Here is a 17,409-nt window from a genome sequence, read left to right as displayed (position 1 = left end):
CATTATCAGATTAGAGGAGTGGTTAAGTGGAAACGAAACAATTAACTTTGCTTACTAAAGAAGATATGACAAATCCAGATAGAGTTCCAGCTTGGGTCATTGAAGAGTATAAGACCTTTCATGAAACAGTAACTGACAAAACGTTTCCTTGTTACTTTGGTATGGCCGCTGAGAAAAAAGGTGAGCTTCGCTATGCTTACGTGACTCATAATGACTGGTCAAACCTGCCTGAAGCCATTAAAGAATTCAATAAACTATTTAACGCACCTAAACTGATTCGTCATGGTTTGTTTGTGTTCGTGGAGCCTGAAAAAGAAGAGAAAGACATTCCCTATTATCGTGAATACTTCTGGAACATCCTTAAATACCTTCACGAAACAGATGATCAGCCATGGCCAAAACATATTCCAAAAGATCCCGATCATCACTTGTTTGCTTTTTCAGTGGATAATGAACCCTACTTTGTGTTTGGCAATGCACCAGCATATAAACAGCGTAAAACGCGGGACCTTGGAAACAGCTTAGTTTTAGGATTCCAGCCAAGACGAATTTTCGAAGGCTTAGAAGGAACATCCCCTGGCGGAAGCATGTCACGTGAAAAAGTACGTGAACGTGTTGAGAAGTGGGATAACTTGCCGACGCATCCGAACATCAGCCATTACGGTGACCCTGAGCATCGCGAATGGAAGCAGTACTTTATCGGAGATGACGTAGAACCGATTACCGGTAAATGTCCGTTTCATCATAAATAAAAATGAAATATAAAAAAAGGACTCTTTTGCTGGAGTCCTTTTTATATGGAAACTTTCTTCTTTGTATCTTTGTAAAACCTGATATTGCTGATGAAAATAACGATACTAATAATAGTAGCTGTAAAATAGGCTTTGTTAAAATCGAATCGTTCAATATTATAGCCTTTAATCCAAATATGATAGCCAAGTTTTGCCGCCATAATCAAGGGGACAGAAAGAATCATTAGAAGCACATAATAATATAAGGTTTTCTTGAAATCATAAAAGCCTCCTTAAACTTTCTAAAAACGAATTCTATAGGGAACAAATGAATTCCTATCATTTAATAAATTTTTTTCTTAAAATAGAAATAGAATGTTATCTAATAAATGGGAGATTACTTTTATGAGATTAAAAGAAATGGCTATAAAAATGGCATCAATTTATCAGAAAAATCCTAAAATAGAGGCTGTTTTACTCGCAGGTTCCGTTTCAAGAGGATGGGAAGATAAATATTCAGACATCGAGCTGAATATCTTCTGGTCTGAACCGCCAACAGATGAAGACCGAATGCATCCCATTCAAGCTATCAGTGGTTCAGTGATTGATTTTCACGCATTTGAGGAAGAAGAATGGGCAGAAAGCTATTTAACACCTGAGAATGTGAAGCTGGAAATCAGCAGCTTTTTAACAAGTACTGCTGAAACTTTGATTAACGATGTGGTGAATGAGTTTGATATGGATTACGGAAAACAATGTATGGTTTCTTCTATCTATTACGGACAAAGTTTATATGGAGATCAAGTGATCAATAAATTAAAAAATAAAGTTCAAATTTATCCAGATGAACTTGCTGAAAAGATGATCGAAGAGAACCTGGCCCTCTGGTACAGATGGAACAATCGCAAAGCATTATTATACCGAAAAGACTGGCTGATGCTGTATGATCTGTTGGGATCGGTCCAGAAAAAGCTAATGGGTGTGCTATTTGGATTGAACAAATTGTATATTCATCATCCATCATTTAAATGGATGCACAAATATAGCGAGATTTTTAACATTAAGCCAGAAAATATGGATGAAAGATTTTCTGCTATTTTTATAGGAGATGTACATAACAGTGTGCAAGAGTTGGAGCTTTTAATCCACGAGGTTTTCCTTCTTGTAGAAAAGCATAATCCTCATCTCGAATTTTTGGAATCATACAAAGAAAAAATGGCTTTTGTCCGACCAGTAAACGACGTATAAATAATGTGAAATAAATACAAAATAGTGATAGCCATCCGGGTGGATTCGTCTGCTCGGGTGGTTTTTTTATAAAGAGAGATAACTTTTAGCCATTTTTGGCAAAAATGAAAATAGAATAGTTGAAGGTGTAAAAAACGTTTACGGTACGGTTGATTTAGGGAAGAGCCTTATATATACCTTAAATGGAGGATTTTGAATGGCTACCGTAATTAAAGGAGAATATAAGCTCGTGAACTGTGACAGTGAATATGGAACATTAAAAAAAGTAATTGTATGTGAACCTAGATATATGAAGATCGATGAAATTATCAATGAAACTCAGCGTCATTTTGCGAAAGACAATATCAATATGAAGCGTGCGATGAAACAGCACCAAGATTTTGTTAAAATTATGACCAATCATGCTGTAGATGTTTATAAGCTTCCTCCAATGGAAAAATTCCCAGAACAGGTTTTTACCCGGGATATCGGTTTTACAATTGGTGAGACGGTATTTGTTTCTAGAATGGGAAGCAACATTCGTGATGGTGAAGAAAAAATTCTCCGAAACTGGCTTCTGGAGCATCAAGTAAACCTCTCTTTAATAGAAGGAGATCGAATTGAAGGCGGAGATGTAATCGTTCATGGCAATAAAGTATATATCGGCGTAAGCGGAAGGACTTCAGAAGAAACCATTCAAGAGTTGCAGTCACAGCTTCCTCATATGGAAGTTATCGCTGTTCCATTCGACCCCATCTTTTTACACTTAGATTGTGTATTTAACATTTTATCTGACAAAGAAGCACTTGTTTATCCGCACGCTTTTGAAGAAAAAGACTTAAAACTTCTCGCATCTCATTTTGAATTAATTGAAGTTAATAAAGACGAGCAATTTACGATGGGAACGAACGTGTTGTCGATCGGTAATAAAAAAGTATTAAGTCTTCCGTGCAATAAAAATGTGAATCGTGCTTTACGGGAACGAGGATACGAAGTGCTAGAAGTAGATATTTCGGAAATAATAAAATCAGGGGGATCGTTCCGCTGCTGCTCGATGCCTTTATATAGAGAATCGGTGTATTAAAATAAAGTCTCTGCCACTAGGCGGGGACTTTTTTATTATTTATTTAAAACTGTTTCATCGGAACATAATTTTCTGAGTTGAGGGAAAAGAGTAAGTATTCTACATCTAGGAGGTTATTATGAGAGCAGTTACTTTCCAAGGTACAAAAGACATCCAGGTGAAAAACGTTGCAGATCCTGTAATTCAGAAAAAGGACGACATTATCGTAAGAATCACTTCAACAGCTATTTGTGGTTCTGATCTTCATATTTATCAAGGTGCTCTGCCTACTAGGAAGGATTATGTAATTGGACATGAACCAATGGGAATTGTAGAAGAAGTTGGTCCAGAAGTTACACGGGTAAAAAAGGGGGATCGAGTAGTACTTCCTTTTAATATTTCGTGCGGTCAATGTTTTTATTGTAATCATGATATGGAAAGTCAATGTGACAATTCCAATCCAAATCCAGCGATTGATACAGGGGGATATTTTGGATTTACGGAAAGGTACGGGAACCATCCAGGAGGACAAGCAGAGCTGCTGCGTGTACCTTATGGAAATTTCATGCCATTTGTCATTCCTGAATCATGTGAAATTGAGGATGAAGCTTTGTTGTTCATGTCGGACGTACTTCCAACAGCTTATTGGAGCATCGAAAATTCGGGTATGAAAGAAGGAGATACAGTAGCTGTGCTCGGATGTGGACCTGTCGGTTTAATGGCTCAGAAATTTGCTTGGATGAAAGGGGCTAAACGAGTTATAGCCATTGATAATATCAATTACCGTTTAAATCATGCTGCAACAAAGAATCGTGCGGAAGTTTACAATTTCGATGATTTCGATAACATGGGTGCTCATATTAAAGAAATAACAAGCGGCGGTGTCGACGTCGTAGTCGATTGTGTAGGTATGGATGGAAAAAAATCGGTTGTTGAGAAGGTTGAACAGAAATTGAAGCTGCAAGGAGGTACACTCAGTGCCATTGAAATTGGCCTTAATGCAGTGAGGAAATTTGGAACGATACAGCTTACAGGTGTTTATGGATCTATGTATAACATGTTTCCCTTAGGAAATATCTTTGAGAGAAATGTAACGTTGAAGATGGGGCAGGCACCAGTCATTCATTACATGCCTTTGCTTTTTGATAAAATTATTAATCAGGAATTTGATCCAACAGAGATTATTACACATCGAATTCCATTAGAGGAGGCAGGGAATGCCTATAAAACATTTAACGACCATGAAGATGAATGTATTAAAGTTGTACTGAAACCTTAAAAATAATAAAAAGGAGCTCGGCAAATCCGAGTTCCTTTTATTTATAATTGATGTATTTCATTATGAACTACAGCATGAAGCGGCAGTAGGATCGAAAATGTTGTAACTTCATCAGAAGAAGTGCAGCTGATTGTTCCTTTATGCTTTTCTATGATCTTTTTGCACACAAAAAGACCTATTCCGGTACCTAACTCCTTTGTTGTGAAAAACGGTTCGAAAATCGTTTTAATCGTTTCAGGAGGAATAGCAGGACCGTTGTTTGAAATGGTAATATGTACGTTCGAATCTGACTCGGTTTTGCTGTAAATCATAATACGGCGATCGTGTTTCTTTTGCCGCAGAGCATCTATGGAATTCATGATCAGGTTAAGCAGAACCTGTTTCAACTCATCTTTGTGTGCCCACAACGTAATGGTCGGGTCAGTCCGAGGGACCACATTCACATCAGCATCTACCAGACTCGGATACATAAAGTCCAGTATGTCTGAAAATAAATCCTCGAGCGCAAATTCCTCTGCATCTCTTTCCTGAACCCCTTTTCTAGAAGCATGAAGAAATTGAGAGATACGGAAATTAAGTTGAGTTAGCTCATGGCTGATGATGTCGATATACTTCATTCGCGGGTTTTCTTGCTGCATGAGTTTTACAAACCCCATAACCGCAGTTAGCGGATTTCGGAACTCGTGAACAAAGCTCGATGACATCTGTCCGAGAATGGTCAGGCGCTCTTTGTGGCTTTGGTCGATAAAGTGCGTCTTCTCTTGTATTTCAGCGTCTTTTAATTGGGTGTACTTTTTAACTGCGTGGTATAAAAACTCATCAAAAAGAGAATTAATTGTTTCAATGACCGGCTGAAGCTGTTCAATAGAAATACCTGAACCCGTGACGAACCTGACAATTTCACTTCGGCCTAAATTTACATTATATACGAATTCGCCAATATTAATTTTTGCTTCTAATCTTTGAACGGCAACTTCACGTGCGAGCTGCTTAATTTTTTCAGGTGAAAGCTGGTCGCGTAAGGAAAGCTTAACGAGCTCAACCATGTGCAAAGCATTTTCGATGACCTTATCCTTATGTATATCATGGTTAGAGATCACGACTTTCTTATGCCAATCGTTTAAATAATTAGGCAAATTTTCATCCATATATGTAATCAGACTCTCCGTAATGTCCAACGCCCGCACCTCTTTCCCATGAAATGATGAAATATGAAGAGAATTTATTTGCTATGTAAAAGTATCGCTACTACATATAGTAATTGATATATGAATAAAATGCTATATACAGTTTACAATTTTTTCATTGAAAAGGGAAAAATAAGGTAGGTAATTTGATAGTTTATAACGAAATCTATAAATGAACTTCAATACCTATACTTCTTCTTTACTAACAAAAGCTATCCTTCAAAAGTCCGCTGAATTTTCTAATAATTCTAAAAATATTTTAAGAGATTTCACATTGTGAAATTAGACGATTGTATCAAGCTATCTTTTTCAATACGATGAACGCATATTGAAAGGGGTGGTTGTCTTTAAGCTGACATTCTAAATAACGTATCCGTTTGAGGGGGAGAATTTGTGATCTCATCTGTTCAAAAAATTTCAAGGATATTAAATTGCTTCACCAAGGATGAACCAGCACTAGGAAACTTGCAAATTGCAGAAAAATTAAATATGAACGCAAGTACTGTCCACCACCTTGTCAGGACACTTTGCTCAGAAGGCATACTAATTCAAGACAGTCAGAAAAAATATAGATTAGGATGGAAGCTTCTAGAATGGAGCAACCACGTCATGTATCAGCAAGACATAAACACTGAAGCTCTTCCGCTGTGTGAAGGTCTTGTCAGAAGGTTCAATACAACTGTACATATCGGAATGCTGGATAGTGGAGAAGTGCGATTTGTTCTGCGTGTTGCATCATCGAATTCAGTACAAGTCCCTACTTTTATTGGTGATACTAAGCCTGCTTATTGTACAAGTACTGGAAAAGTCTTGCTTGCTTACAATACCGCAATGATTAAACCCACTATATCAAGAGGACTTCTTCGACGTGCACCCAACACCATTACATGCGTTGAAAAACTAAAAGATGAGCTTGCCGCAATAAGAGCAAACGGATATGCCATTAGTAATAATGAAAACGAAATGGGCCTGTATGGTATAGCCGCGCCCATAAAGTCGTACACAGGACAGACGATAGCAGCTCTTAATATGGTAGGACCCGTGTCCTATATGCTTGGACAGGACACACCATCGATGATTCATCATGTCGTGAAGACAGCGGAGTCCATTTCAAAAGAACTAGGTTTTATCAGCGTTTTATGACAGCGCTTACATTTTTAAAATTGTATTGGAGGAGTTAAATATGAAGAAAAGGATAAAAGTCGTTTTGAGAAGTTGTTCAAATCATTATCACCATTTTTAGAAGTGGCGATTGCTATTTTATTTCTAATCACATATTTAAAAGATGCGGTTCTGTGAATTCCAAGAATGATCGGTCTTTAAAACGTAAAAGAGCCATGCTGTATAAGGGCTCTTTTTTTACAAAGATATTCTTTCTAAATGATTGTTGCTTATCGCTCTTTGCTTCATTGACAAGTTTATTGGAGTGCAAGGTGCGAGACTCCTGGGGGATAAGCGGGACAGGTGAGACTCCTAACGGCGCAAAGCGCAGAGGAGGCTCACCGCACGCCCCCCGGAAAGCGAGCATCCTGGAACGGAAATCAACTACTTCCAAAAGCTTATGAAACATCGAAATAAATTAATTTTCTAATAATTTCATAATATGAAATTTCTACATTGAGAGTTGAAAGCGCTTTCTTATATAGTGGTTACAAATTCAAACATCTATTCATAGAGGAGGCAGATGGTATGGGAATTAGAACTGGTGCTCAATATATTCAAGCATTGAAATCTCGTTCACCAGAAATTTGGTTAGAGGGCAGGAGAGTTACAGATGTTGTGAGCGAACCTGTTTTTAAACAGCCGATCCAAGAGATTGCCAAACTGTATGACATGCAGCATGATCCGCAATATCAAGATTCCATTACACATATTTGCAAAGAAACGGGCGAGAGGATAAACAATGCGTTCCTGCACCCGACGAGCTATGAAGAAATGATGGCGAGAAGCCAGCTGTTTGAAATCTATGCAAAATCTACTTTTGGACTCATGGGACGTACGCCTGATTTTTTAAACGTTGTTGTAACAGGCATGGCTCATAATGGATGGTTCCTAGATCAGTACAATCCCGAATGGTCTATAAATATCAAAAACTACTATAACTACATAAGAGATAACGATCTGTTTTTGACACATGCCATCATCAATCCGCAAAATGACCGCAGCAAGAACTCTCATGGACAAAAGGATATGTTCACACATCTTGGGGCTGTTGAAGAAACTCCGGATGGGCTAGTTGTCCGCGGAGCAAAAATGCTGGCGACACTCGCGCCGATCACGGACGAAGTCATCATCTATTCGTTCCCTGGATTCGCACCTGGAGACGAGCGTTATGCTCTGGCATTTGCGGTGCCGGTGGACACTCCTGGACTTAAGCTTATTTGCCGTGAGCCGATGCAGGATGGCAAGCGTTCGCAGTTTGACCATCCATTGGCATCACGCTTTGAAGAGATGGACGCACTTCTCGTCTTTAATGACGTACTTGTTCCTTGGGACCGTGTATTCCTTTATAACAATGTTGAAGCTGCTAATCTTCTATACCCTAAGACAGGGATCGCACAGCAGCCTGCTCACCAATCTGGTGTAAGAGGCTATGTGAAACTGGCGTTTGCAACAGAAGTAGCTTGTAAACTAGCAGACTCTATCGGTGTTGATGGATACCTGAATGTACAAAACGACTTGGGTGAACTCGTGCAGAACGTGGAAGTGATCCGCTCGTTATTGCGAGTAGCAGAGTATGAGTATGAAACGACAGCTTCTGGTGAAGTGATGCCGAATGCCGCAGCCCTTGAGACAATTCGCGGCATGCTTCCAAAAATGTATCCGAGAGCAATTGAAGTAATCCAGATTATCGGTGCTGGCGGTTTGCTCATGTCACCGACAGGAAATGATTTTAACGCACCGGAAATCAGAAGTGAGATTGATAAGTATTACTTAGGCCGTGAAGGTGTAGATTCGCTCGAACGTGTGAAGCTGTTTAAGCTTGCATGGGATCTTTGCGGAGAAGCGTTCGGACAGCGTCTTGTTCAATATGAGCGCTATTACACAGGAGATCCAATCCGTAAGAGAGCAATCTTCTATAACGGTTATAAAAGAAAAGCTAAGTTTTCCATGGTTGATGAAGCCCTTTCTGTAACACATGATCTTGTAGCTGACCAGCCTAAGCTGGCTAAATAAAAGGAGGCAATAAGGATGAGTACAACGACAACTTTAAAATCTTTTAACCTATTAAAATGGATCGAAGAAAACAAGGATCTTCTTAAGCCGCCCGTAAATAATAAGGTGATTTGGCAGGACTCAGAATTTATCGCAATGATTTTAGGAGGACCGAACAAAAGACGTGATTTCCATGTGGATCCGTCAGATGAATTCTTCTTTCAGATCAAAGGCAGCTGCTATGTAGAAATTATCAACAAACAAGGCAAGCGTGAAGTGGTGGAAGTGAAAGAAGGCGATGTATTCATGCTTCCGGCAATGGTTCCGCATTCACCGCACCGTGTTGCAGATTCATTTGGTTTGGTTATTGAGAGAAAACGTGCAGAAGGTGAGCTGGAAGACTTTGTCTGGTTCTGTGACCGCTGTGACTCTGAGATGCACCGTGTAACGGTCCAGTTAAGTGATATTGAAAAACAAGTAAAAGAAGCGATTCACAGCTTCAACTCCAACGAACGTGTCCGTTTGTGCAAGGACTGCGGCTATCAGATGCCAGAGAACGTGGAGGAATGGAAGTGCTAAGAATCGACTTTCACACACATATCATTCCAGAGTCGTTTCCTGACTTTGCTGAAAAGTATGGTGGGGAGAGATGGCCGGTTCTAAACAGAACGTGTGCATGCGGTGCTGCAATTATGGTCGGAGGCAAAAACTTTAGAGACGTAACAGATCAAGTATGGGATCCGAAAAAACGGATCGATGACATGGATCGTGAAGGGGTAGACATTCAAGTTCTATCCCCGATCCCTGTGACGTTCTCTTACTGGGCACCGCCGGAACAAGCCGAAGTGATGGCGCGAATCCAGAACGATTTTATTGCAGAAACGGTGAATGAATATCCGGACCGCTTTGCTGGACTTGGGACCGTACCGATGCAAGACGCAGATACCGCAATCAGGGAAATGGACCGCTGCATGAACGAACTTGGTCTTCATGGAATTGAAATCGGAACCAACGTGAACGGTCAGAACCTGGATCATCCTTCGTTTATTGAATTCTTTAAGAAAGCGGAGGAGTGGGAAGTGCCTCTGTTCATTCATCCTTGGGAAACGCTAGGGAAAGAACGCATGCCAAATCATAACTTTATGTATACGATCGGGATGCCAAGTGAAACAGCACTTGCTGCGGCTTCGTTGATCTGGAGTGGCATGATGGAGAAGTTTCCAAAGCTGAAGATTTGTTTTGCTCATGGTGGAGGATCCTTTCCGTATTTGATCCCCCGTCTAGATCAGGGATGGCATGTGTGGCCGCACCTTCGTCTGACTACACATCCTCCAAGTCATTATGCAAAGCAATTTTATTTTGACTCGCTGAATTATGATCCGATGAACATCCGTTATATGATGGAACGTTTTGGTTCTGACAAAATTTTTATGGGGTCAGATTATCCATTTTTATTGCGTGAAGTGAATCCAGGAAAAGTGCTGGATGAAACACTGGAACTGACAAATGAACAGCGCAAGGCCATGCTTGGCGGTAACGCAGCAGCCTTCTTAAATCTCGAAAAACGAAAGCGGGGTGCAGCCGTTGCAAGTCATTCAAACACCGGAGGATAAGCTTGAAAGTCTGGGGCTTATTTTGCCAGAAGTGCGCCCGTCTGTCGGTAATTATGTGAGCTGTGTACGAGTCGGAAATCTCCTTTTTACAGCAGGACAGGGTGTTGATCAGTATCACGGAAAGCTTGGGGAAAACCTGACGCTCGAAGATGGATACGCCGCCTCTAGGCAGTCTATGCTGAACCTGCTGGCTGTTGTCCAGCATGATCTCGGAAGTTTAAATAAAGTAAAACGCATAGTGAAGCTTCTTGGGTTTGTGAACTGTACAGAGGATTTTACAGACCAGCCGAAAGTCATCAACGGTGCTTCTGATCTTTTAGTAAATATTTTCGGTGAAAAAGGAAAACACGCCAGATCTGCAGTAGGAATGGCACAGCTTCCAGGCGGAACAGCAATTGAAATTGAGATGATTGTTGAGATTGAAGAAGAGAAGGGGGACTAGGAAGTGAAATCAGAAACCCTTGCACAGACAGTAAAAGTAAAAAATGCGAAACTGTTCATTGATGGAGAATACGTCGATGCACTTTCTGGTGAAACGTTTGAATCCATTAACCCGGCAACGAATGAAAAACTGGCGCTTGTAGCAAACGGCGGTGATCAAGATGCTAAGCGGGCCATTCAATCTGCTAAAACTGCATATGACAGCGGAGTCTGGAGCAAGATGCCAGTAGAAGAACGGTCAGATATTCTATGCAAGATGGCGGATCTCATCATGGAGAATGTGGACGAGCTTGCGATGGTTGAGACGCTTGATGTCGGTAAACCTATTAAAGAAAGCCGAGGATTCGATATTCCACGTGCTGCTTCTAATTTCCGGTTTTTTGCCGAGATGTCAAAATACATGGTAAGCGAGCATTATGACAAACACAACATCATGTCCTACGCCAAGTATAGTCCTGCAGGGGTTACGAGTCTGATCATCCCGTGGAATCTTCCTTTTATGCAGATGACATGGAAAGCTTCAGCGGCACTTGCTGCCGGGAATACGGTCGTTGTAAAACCAGCTTCGTACACGCCTCTTTCTGCCGTTATGTTTGGAGATATTGCGAATGAAGCAGGACTCCCGCCAGGTGTTCTGAACATCATTACAGGTCCAGGAAGCACAATGGGAGCAGCGATGACCACTGATCCAAACGTCCGCCGCATCTCATTTGTCGGAGAATCAAAAACTGGAAAAACGATTATGAAAAACGCTGCTGAAAATTTGATACCTGTATCACTGGAGTTAGGCGGCAAGTCTGCAAATATCGTTTTTGAAGATGCTGATTTAGATGAAGCGGTTAAAGGATCCATTGATGCGATCTATCGGAATCAAGGGGAAATATGCTTGGCAGGATCCAGATTGCTTCTGCAAGAAAGCATCTATGACGAGTTTTTGGACAAGTTTGTTGCAGCAGTTAAGAAAATAAAGGTAGGAGATCCAACCCAGGAAGATACCGATATGGGAGCGCTCGTATCGAAGAGTCACCTTGAAACGGTTGAAACCTATGTGGATATTGGATTAAAAGAAGGTGCAAAACTCGCATGCGGAGGTAAGCGAGTTAAAGGACTCGAAGCAGGGAACTTCTATGAACCTACTGTTCTTTATGATGTGAACAATAAATGGCGTGTGGCACAGGAGGAAATTTTCGGACCGGTTCTTGTCGTCATTCCATTTAAAACGGAGGAAGATGCGATCCGAATTGCAAATGATTCACAGTATGGTTTGGCAGGAGTTGTCTGGACAAACGATATCCGCAGAGCACAGCGAGTTTCAGCTGCAGTCGATTCTGGTTTGCTATGGGTGAACTGCTGGTACATACGTGACCTTCGCACACCATTTGGAGGATCAAAAGCGAGCGGAATCGGCCGAGAAGGCGGGAGACATAGCTTTGAATTTTATTCAGAAGCGAAAACGATAACGATGAAACTATAGAGGGGGAAGATTGTTGCTTTGGGAAAGGTGGGTGGTTGATCTCCGCTACAGGATGCTCGCTTTCCGCGGGGCGTGCGGTGAGCCTCCTCGGCGCCATGCGCCCTTAGGAGTCTCACCTGTCCCGCTGATCCCGCAGGAGTCTCGCACCTTTCGCTCCAATCAACTTTCATCGAAGGTTTTTACAAAAGCCTTTGAAAGCTACAATCGGCCCACCCGTCTTTTGCTATTAAATAGAGGGTTACAAAGTTTACGTATACAGTCTTTTTAAAACGTGATTGGATTCCAGTCGCGTTTTGCTCTTTGAATAGAGAAGGGAGGATTTACAAAGATGCAACAGCAAATCATTTCAAAGTTAACAGCAGAACTAATGGAAGCTGAAGAAAAATTGGTCCCTGTTGAGCCCTTATCCGTACGATATCCTGAATTATCTGTAAAAGACTCATATGAAATTCAGCTGGAATGGGTTCAGAAGAAACTGGAAGAAGGACGTGTGGTAATCGGGAAAAAGGTGGGACTGACGAGTAAGGCCATGCAGAACATGCTTGGTGTCAATGAACCGGATTATGGGCATCTTCTTGATCATATGAAAGTTACGACTGGCAGTGTGCTTTCGAGAAAGGATTTTATTAAACCAAAAGTGGAAGCAGAGATCGGATTTATTTTAAAAGAAGATTTGTGCGGCCCGAATGTTACGTATGTCGATGTTCTGATGGCAACAGAAGCGCTAGTTCCTACGTTAGAAATCATAGACAGCAGAATAGAAGATTGGAAGATTCAGCTTGTGGATACGGTTGCCGATAACGGTTCATCAGCAAGAGCCGTTATAGGTGAACCATTTTATGAGATTGAGCAAATAGATCTTCGTACATTAAGCATGACACTCCTAAAAAATAGGGAAGTAACCGCGACAGGATCAGGGGCTGCAGCTCTTGGACATCCGGCACATGCAATCGCATGGCTTGCTAACAAACTAGCAGACTACAATATATCTTTAAAAGCAGGAGAACTCATTCTTCCAGGTGCCTTGTCTGCTGCAATCGATGTAGATTCAGGTGATGAAATAACCGCAGCTTTCGGAAAGCTAGGTTCTGTAACCATCTCGTTTCGTGACTAAAATTATGTGCAGAAAGGACTAAAATCAGTGGAAAAGATTAAAGCAGCTATAATCGGATCGGGTAACATTGGCACAGATCTCATGTTTAAACTTCAAAAAAGTGATTGTCTGGAACTGACAGCAATGATCGGTATCGATCCGGATTCTGATGGTCTAAGACGTGCGAACTCTGCAGGTTACCGAGTATTCACGAATGGGATCGAGGACTTTATTGAAAGACCGGATCTTGCTGACATCGTGTTTGATGCCACTTCTGCTAAAGCGCATTTAAGACATGCTGACATCTTAAAAGATATGGGGAAGACGGTGATCGATCTGACTCCGGCAGCTGTCGGTCCGTTTGTATGTCCACCCGTTAACTTAGGGGATCATATGGAATCATGTAATATCAATATGATCACATGCGGTGGTCAGGCTACGATTCCAATCGTGCATGCGATAAACGAAGCAGCTGATGTGACGTACGGTGAAATTGTTGCGACGATTTCATCATTAAGTGCAGGCCCTGGAACTCGTGCAAACATTGATGAATTTACCATCACAACGCGGCGCGGAATTGAGGAAGTCGGTGGTGCGGATCAAGGTAAAGCGATTATTATCTTAAACCCCGCAGACCCTCCGATTTTAATGAGAGCGACCATCTACTGTGAAGTGAAGACTCTGGATGAAGAGAAAATCAGACAGTCAATCTCTGAAATGGAGAAAAAGGTTAAGAGTTATGTACCAGGTTACCGCTTAAAACAAGAACCCTTATTTGACGGCAGCCGTGTAACTGTTTTTATTGAGGTAGAAGGAGCTGGAGATTATTTTCCAAAGTACGCTGGAAATCTGGATATCATGACAGCTGCTGCAAAACAAGCCGGAGAAATGGTAGCTAAGCATCTGCTTGGCCAAGAGAAACATTTGAACAAGGCGGTGACAACTCATGAAACGAAATAGTTCTTTGCCGCTGAAATTCACAGAAGTAAGCCTTCGTGACGGCAGTCATGTGATGGCTCACCAGTTCACGGAAAAACAAGTGTTTGATGCAACTAAAGCTCTTGATAATGCAGGCATGCACTATATCGAAGTGAGCCATGGTGACGGGTTAGGCGGATCAACGCTTCAGTACGGCCGGTCGCTAACTGATGAGATGAAGCTGATCGAAACTGCGGTTGGTGCGTGCCAACAGGCTAAAGTGGCCGTGCTTCTTCTTCCGGGTATCGGTACAGTCTCAGAGTTGAAGCAAGCACATAAATTAGGTGCCAGTCTCGTCAGGGTGGCTACTCATGTTACCGAGGCTGATGTTTCAGCTCAGCACATCCACATGGCACGGGAACTTGGCATGGAAGTAATGGGCTTTTTGATGATGGCGCATTCTGCTCCGGCAGAAAAACTGGTCGAACAAGCAAAACTTATGGAGTCTTATGGAGCACAAGGTGTGTATGTGACGGACTCGGCTGGAGCCTTGCTGCCTCATGAAGTGAAGGAGCGGATCTCTGCGTTAAGAAACTCAATTGATATTGAAGTAGGATTCCACGCACATAACAATTTATCTGTCGCTGTGGCTAACACTTTAGTGGCGATCGAAGAAGGTGCGACCCGTATCGATGGAAGTGTCCGCTGTCTTGGAGCAGGTGCAGGGAATACACAGACTGAAGTGCTGCTTGCAGTGCTGGACCGGATGGGGATTGAAACAGGAATTGATCTATATAAAATGATGGATTTAGCTGAGGACGTGATCGGACCGATGCTTCCTGGATCGCAGGAAATCCGGAAAGGCAGCCTCGCGATGGGTTACGCAGGCGTTTATTCTAGCTTTCTTCTTCATGCTGAACGAGCGGGTAAACGATTTGGTTTAGACCCAAGAGATATTCTAATAGAATTAGGTAAACGAAAAGCGGTCGGCGGGCAAGAAGATCTCATTATTGAAGTTGCGGCTGAATTAGCAAAGAAAACGAAACTGGAGGTGTAAAGCATGACAGTAACGAAAAGGTCTGATATTGAAGTGATCGATTACCTTTTACGTGCAGAAAGCGACGTGAAAGAAGTAGTGAAAATAACCGATCAGTACCCTGGTCTGTCTATTGATGAAGCGTATGATCTGCAAAAAAAGCTGATTGAAAGAAGAATGGAGAAAACGAAAACAAAACGGCTCGGAATCAAACTTGGTCTGACAAGTAAGGCGAAACAGGAAATGATGGGCGTTCATGAGGCGATCTATGGATATCTTTTGAGTGACATGCTTGCTTTCGAGTGGGAGCCGCTTCAGCAGCACAGACTGATTCATCCAAAAGCAGAACCAGAGATTGCATTTATTATGAAGGAAGATTTGATGGGGGAACATGTAACGGCAGATGATGTGAGGAAAGCTGTAAAGTATGTTGTGCCGGCCATTGAAGTGATCGACAGCCGTTATAAGGATTTCCGTTTTACACTGCCAGATGTCGTAGCAGATAATTGTTCTTCAGCGAAATTGATATTGGGTAGCAAGATGGTGAAGCCGGAGGAGCTGGATTTGGCAAGCATCGGAATGGTTATGAGCAAAAATGGCGAAATGGTTGCAACAGGTGCTGGATCAGCCGTTCTCGGTCACCCGGCAGAAGCTGTTGCATGGGCTGTTCAAAAGCTCGCTAAGCGCGGCGAAGGGTTGAAAAAAGGAGATATCGTACTGAGCGGAGCATTATCAGAAGCAATTGCATTTGATATGGATGACACCATTATTGCTCAATTTGACGGATTAGGTTCTGTCACGCTGTCTTCCAGATATGTGAAATAGGAGAAATTTGCAGATGCCGATTATTCACGTACATGTTATAGAAGGCAGAACAGACGAGCAGCTGAGTGAGCTGATGGAAAACTTAACCAATGCAGCTGCTGAAAGTTTAGATGTTAAAAAAGAGCAAGTACGCGTACTGATTCAGGAAGTTCCGAACAAACACTGGGGAGTAGGCGGGAAACCAAAGCAAAGTTGTGGCCCTTTATGATAAAGGGTCTTTTTTTTGTAAAAAATTTTGTTTACGAGCGGTTCTTGAGATTTACGAGCGGTTCTGGAAGTTTACGAGCGCAACTTCAATGAATAGCTCATAACTCTTGTAAAACAGGAATAGTACAATCTTCAATTCTCATACCTTTAAGCGATATGCTATCGTGAGGAGGGAACTTGATGATTAAGCGTTTTAACAGACTGGCCATCGAATTGCCGACACCTGTGAACCCTGATGCGAATGCAGCAGCAGCTGTTCAAGAGCTATTAGGCGGGCGATTCGGGGAGATGTCTACGCTCAATAACTATATGTATCAATCGTTTAATTTTAGAAAAAGGGGAAAGCTTAAGCCGTTCTTTGATCTCGTTTCAAGTATTACTGCAGAAGAATTTGGCCATGTTGAACTCGTTTCCCATACGATTAATCTAATGATTTACGGTACGACGCAGCCTGGTGATGTGAATTCGGCACCGATGGCGGCAGCTACTGACAAAAGAAACACGCAGCATTTTATTGCAACCGCACAAACATCATTTCCGTTTGATTCGATGGGGAAACCATGGAATGGAGATTATGTGTTCAGCAGCGGCAACTTACTGCTGGATCTGCTTCATAACTTTTTCTTGGAATGCGGGGCGCGGACCCACAAAATGAGAGTATATGAAATGACAACCAACCCAGTAGCACGTGAAATGATAGGCTATCTGCTCGTTCGCGGCGGCGTTCACGTTCTTGCTTACGCAAAAGCGATTGAAATGGTAACAGGGGTAGATATTAAAAAAATGCTGCCTGTTCCGGATCTCGAAAACGCCGCATTTGAGACGACGAGAAAGTTTGAGGCGGAAGGTGTTCACCGGAAACTTTATACGTTCAGTGATACGGATTATAGGGATATTGCATTAATTTGGGCAGGCCAGCATCCGCAAGGAGGACAGCTGGAAACCGTAATCGGTGCTCCAGAAGGTGCTCCTATGCCTGAATTAAGATCGATATCAGAAGAGTTTGCACCAGGTATCTCGCAGGAAGATTTTTATCAAATTTATGAAAGATTAAAGAAAAATGCAGGAATTACCTAAACCGGCGCAATATGCGTCCGGTTTTTATATGTTATATTTTAAATGTTTATTTCGAATGAACTCAATTGAAGGGACTTGCCTT

At 41.9% G+C, this 17,409-nt stretch carries 17 protein-coding genes; 16 read left to right on the top strand and 1 reads right to left on the bottom strand.

Annotation, left to right across the window (positions count from 1 at the left end; all coding sequences use genetic code 11):
• Positions 1-65: 65 nt before the first annotated feature.
• The 4 genes from ACFW35_RS15020 to ACFW35_RS15005 all read left to right on the top strand — a co-directional run bounded on the left by ACFW35_RS15020 (position 66) and on the right by ACFW35_RS15005 (position 4,300).
• Positions 66-752, top strand: coding sequence for a YqcI/YcgG family protein (locus tag ACFW35_RS15020; RefSeq protein WP_379847521.1), 687 nt, complete (start codon positions 66-68; stop codon positions 750-752).
• A 384-nt stretch (positions 753-1,136) separates the two neighbouring features.
• Positions 1,137-1,979, top strand: coding sequence for a DUF4037 domain-containing protein (locus ACFW35_RS15015; RefSeq protein WP_379846867.1), 843 nt, complete (start codon positions 1,137-1,139; stop codon positions 1,977-1,979).
• A 196-nt stretch (positions 1,980-2,175) separates the two neighbouring features.
• Positions 2,176-3,042 carry a dimethylarginine dimethylaminohydrolase family protein gene (locus ACFW35_RS15010; protein ID WP_379846866.1) on the top strand — a complete coding sequence of 289 codons (867 nt, stop codon included), beginning with the start codon at positions 2,176-2,178 and terminating at the stop codon, positions 3,040-3,042.
• A gap of 118 nt (positions 3,043-3,160) precedes the next feature.
• Positions 3,161-4,300: a zinc-dependent alcohol dehydrogenase gene (locus ACFW35_RS15005; RefSeq protein WP_379846864.1), complete on the top strand. Its 1,140-nt coding sequence runs from the start codon at positions 3,161-3,163 to the stop codon at positions 4,298-4,300.
• Between the two features lie 41 nt (positions 4,301-4,341).
• Here ACFW35_RS15005 and ACFW35_RS15000 read toward each other — a convergent pair whose 3' ends face one another.
• On the bottom strand, positions 4,342-5,478 hold the full coding sequence (locus ACFW35_RS15000) for a histidine kinase N-terminal domain-containing protein (protein WP_379846863.1): 1,137 nt from the start codon (positions 5,476-5,478) through the stop codon (positions 4,342-4,344).
• Between the two features lie 402 nt (positions 5,479-5,880).
• Between ACFW35_RS15000 and ACFW35_RS14995 the strand changes: the two genes are divergently transcribed.
• The 12 genes from ACFW35_RS14995 (at position 5,881) to ACFW35_RS14940 (ending at position 17,327) form a co-directional block, all read left to right on the top strand.
• Positions 5,881-6,630, top strand: coding sequence for an IclR family transcriptional regulator (locus ACFW35_RS14995; RefSeq protein ID WP_379846861.1), 750 nt, complete (start codon positions 5,881-5,883; stop codon positions 6,628-6,630).
• Positions 6,631-7,176: 546 nt separating this feature from the next.
• Positions 7,177-8,664, top strand: a complete 1,488-nt coding sequence (locus ACFW35_RS14990) for a 4-hydroxyphenylacetate 3-hydroxylase family protein (protein ID WP_379846860.1) — start codon at positions 7,177-7,179, stop codon at positions 8,662-8,664.
• 15 nt (positions 8,665-8,679) lie between these two features.
• A complete protein-coding gene (locus ACFW35_RS14985) occupies positions 8,680-9,222 on the top strand; it encodes a 3-hydroxyanthranilate 3,4-dioxygenase (RefSeq protein ID WP_379832861.1) in 543 nt (180 codons plus the stop codon).
• On the top strand, positions 9,210-10,256 hold the full coding sequence (locus ACFW35_RS14980; RefSeq protein WP_379846858.1) for an amidohydrolase family protein: 1,047 nt from the start codon (positions 9,210-9,212) through the stop codon (positions 10,254-10,256). The genes ACFW35_RS14985 and ACFW35_RS14980 overlap by 13 nt, the downstream gene beginning before the upstream one ends.
• Positions 10,228-10,698: a RidA family protein gene (locus ACFW35_RS14975; RefSeq protein WP_379846856.1), complete on the top strand. Its 471-nt coding sequence runs from the start codon at positions 10,228-10,230 to the stop codon at positions 10,696-10,698. The genes ACFW35_RS14980 and ACFW35_RS14975 overlap by 29 nt, the downstream gene beginning before the upstream one ends.
• Before the next feature lie 3 nt (positions 10,699-10,701).
• Positions 10,702-12,171, top strand: a complete 1,470-nt coding sequence (locus tag ACFW35_RS14970; protein WP_379846854.1) for an aldehyde dehydrogenase — start codon at positions 10,702-10,704, stop codon at positions 12,169-12,171.
• Between the two features lie 328 nt (positions 12,172-12,499).
• Positions 12,500-13,285 (top strand): 2-keto-4-pentenoate hydratase, encoded by a 786-nt coding sequence (locus tag ACFW35_RS14965; protein WP_379846853.1) that lies wholly within the window; start codon positions 12,500-12,502, stop codon positions 13,283-13,285.
• 27 nt (positions 13,286-13,312) lie between these two features.
• Positions 13,313-14,224 carry an acetaldehyde dehydrogenase (acetylating) gene (locus ACFW35_RS14960; RefSeq protein WP_379846851.1) on the top strand — a complete coding sequence of 304 codons (912 nt, stop codon included), beginning with the start codon at positions 13,313-13,315 and terminating at the stop codon, positions 14,222-14,224.
• Complete coding sequence (gene dmpG, locus ACFW35_RS14955) at positions 14,211-15,239, top strand: 4-hydroxy-2-oxovalerate aldolase (protein ID WP_379846849.1); 1,029 nt, start codon at positions 14,211-14,213, stop codon at positions 15,237-15,239. The genes ACFW35_RS14960 and dmpG overlap by 14 nt, the downstream gene beginning before the upstream one ends.
• Before the next feature lie 3 nt (positions 15,240-15,242).
• A complete protein-coding gene (locus tag ACFW35_RS14950) occupies positions 15,243-16,043 on the top strand; it encodes a 2-keto-4-pentenoate hydratase (RefSeq protein ID WP_379846847.1) in 801 nt (266 codons plus the stop codon).
• A gap of 13 nt (positions 16,044-16,056) precedes the next feature.
• On the top strand, positions 16,057-16,251 hold the full coding sequence (locus ACFW35_RS14945) for a 4-oxalocrotonate tautomerase (RefSeq protein WP_379846845.1): 195 nt from the start codon (positions 16,057-16,059) through the stop codon (positions 16,249-16,251).
• Positions 16,252-16,430: 179 nt separating this feature from the next.
• A complete protein-coding gene (locus ACFW35_RS14940) occupies positions 16,431-17,327 on the top strand; it encodes a manganese catalase family protein (protein WP_379846843.1) in 897 nt (298 codons plus the stop codon).
• The last annotated feature ends 82 nt before the right edge of the window (positions 17,328-17,409 follow it).

This window comes from Fictibacillus sp. NPDC058756 (assembly GCF_042746035.1).
Taxonomy (GTDB): Bacteria; Bacillota; Bacilli; order Bacillales; family Fictibacillaceae; genus Fictibacillus.
Note: the sequence above shows the minus strand (reverse complement) of the source record. Positions and strands in the feature narration are given on the sequence as shown.

What these genes read in the sequence shown, in the direction of transcription:
- ACFW35_RS14945 (WP_379846845.1), top strand. Translation starts at nt 16,057, where the DNA reads ATGCCGATTATTCACGTACATGTTATAGAAGGCAGAACAGACGAGCAG.
- ACFW35_RS14985 (WP_379832861.1), top strand. Translation starts at nt 8,680, where the DNA reads ATGAGTACAACGACAACTTTAAAATCTTTTAACCTATTAAAATGGATC.
- ACFW35_RS15010 (WP_379846866.1), top strand. Translation starts at nt 2,176, where the DNA reads ATGGCTACCGTAATTAAAGGAGAATATAAGCTCGTGAACTGTGACAGT.
- ACFW35_RS14950 (WP_379846847.1), top strand. Translation starts at nt 15,243, where the DNA reads ATGACAGTAACGAAAAGGTCTGATATTGAAGTGATCGATTACCTTTTA.
- ACFW35_RS14965 (WP_379846853.1), top strand. Translation starts at nt 12,500, where the DNA reads ATGCAACAGCAAATCATTTCAAAGTTAACAGCAGAACTAATGGAAGCT.
- dmpG (WP_379846849.1), top strand. Translation starts at nt 14,211, where the DNA reads ATGAAACGAAATAGTTCTTTGCCGCTGAAATTCACAGAAGTAAGCCTT.
- ACFW35_RS14990 (WP_379846860.1), top strand. Translation starts at nt 7,177, where the DNA reads ATGGGAATTAGAACTGGTGCTCAATATATTCAAGCATTGAAATCTCGT.
- ACFW35_RS14980 (WP_379846858.1), top strand. Translation starts at nt 9,210, where the DNA reads ATGGAAGTGCTAAGAATCGACTTTCACACACATATCATTCCAGAGTCG.
- ACFW35_RS15015 (WP_379846867.1), top strand. Translation starts at nt 1,137, where the DNA reads ATGAGATTAAAAGAAATGGCTATAAAAATGGCATCAATTTATCAGAAA.
- ACFW35_RS15020 (WP_379847521.1), top strand. Translation starts at nt 66, where the DNA reads ATGACAAATCCAGATAGAGTTCCAGCTTGGGTCATTGAAGAGTATAAG.
- ACFW35_RS14940 (WP_379846843.1), top strand. Translation starts at nt 16,431, where the DNA reads ATGATTAAGCGTTTTAACAGACTGGCCATCGAATTGCCGACACCTGTG.
- ACFW35_RS15005 (WP_379846864.1), top strand. Translation starts at nt 3,161, where the DNA reads ATGAGAGCAGTTACTTTCCAAGGTACAAAAGACATCCAGGTGAAAAAC.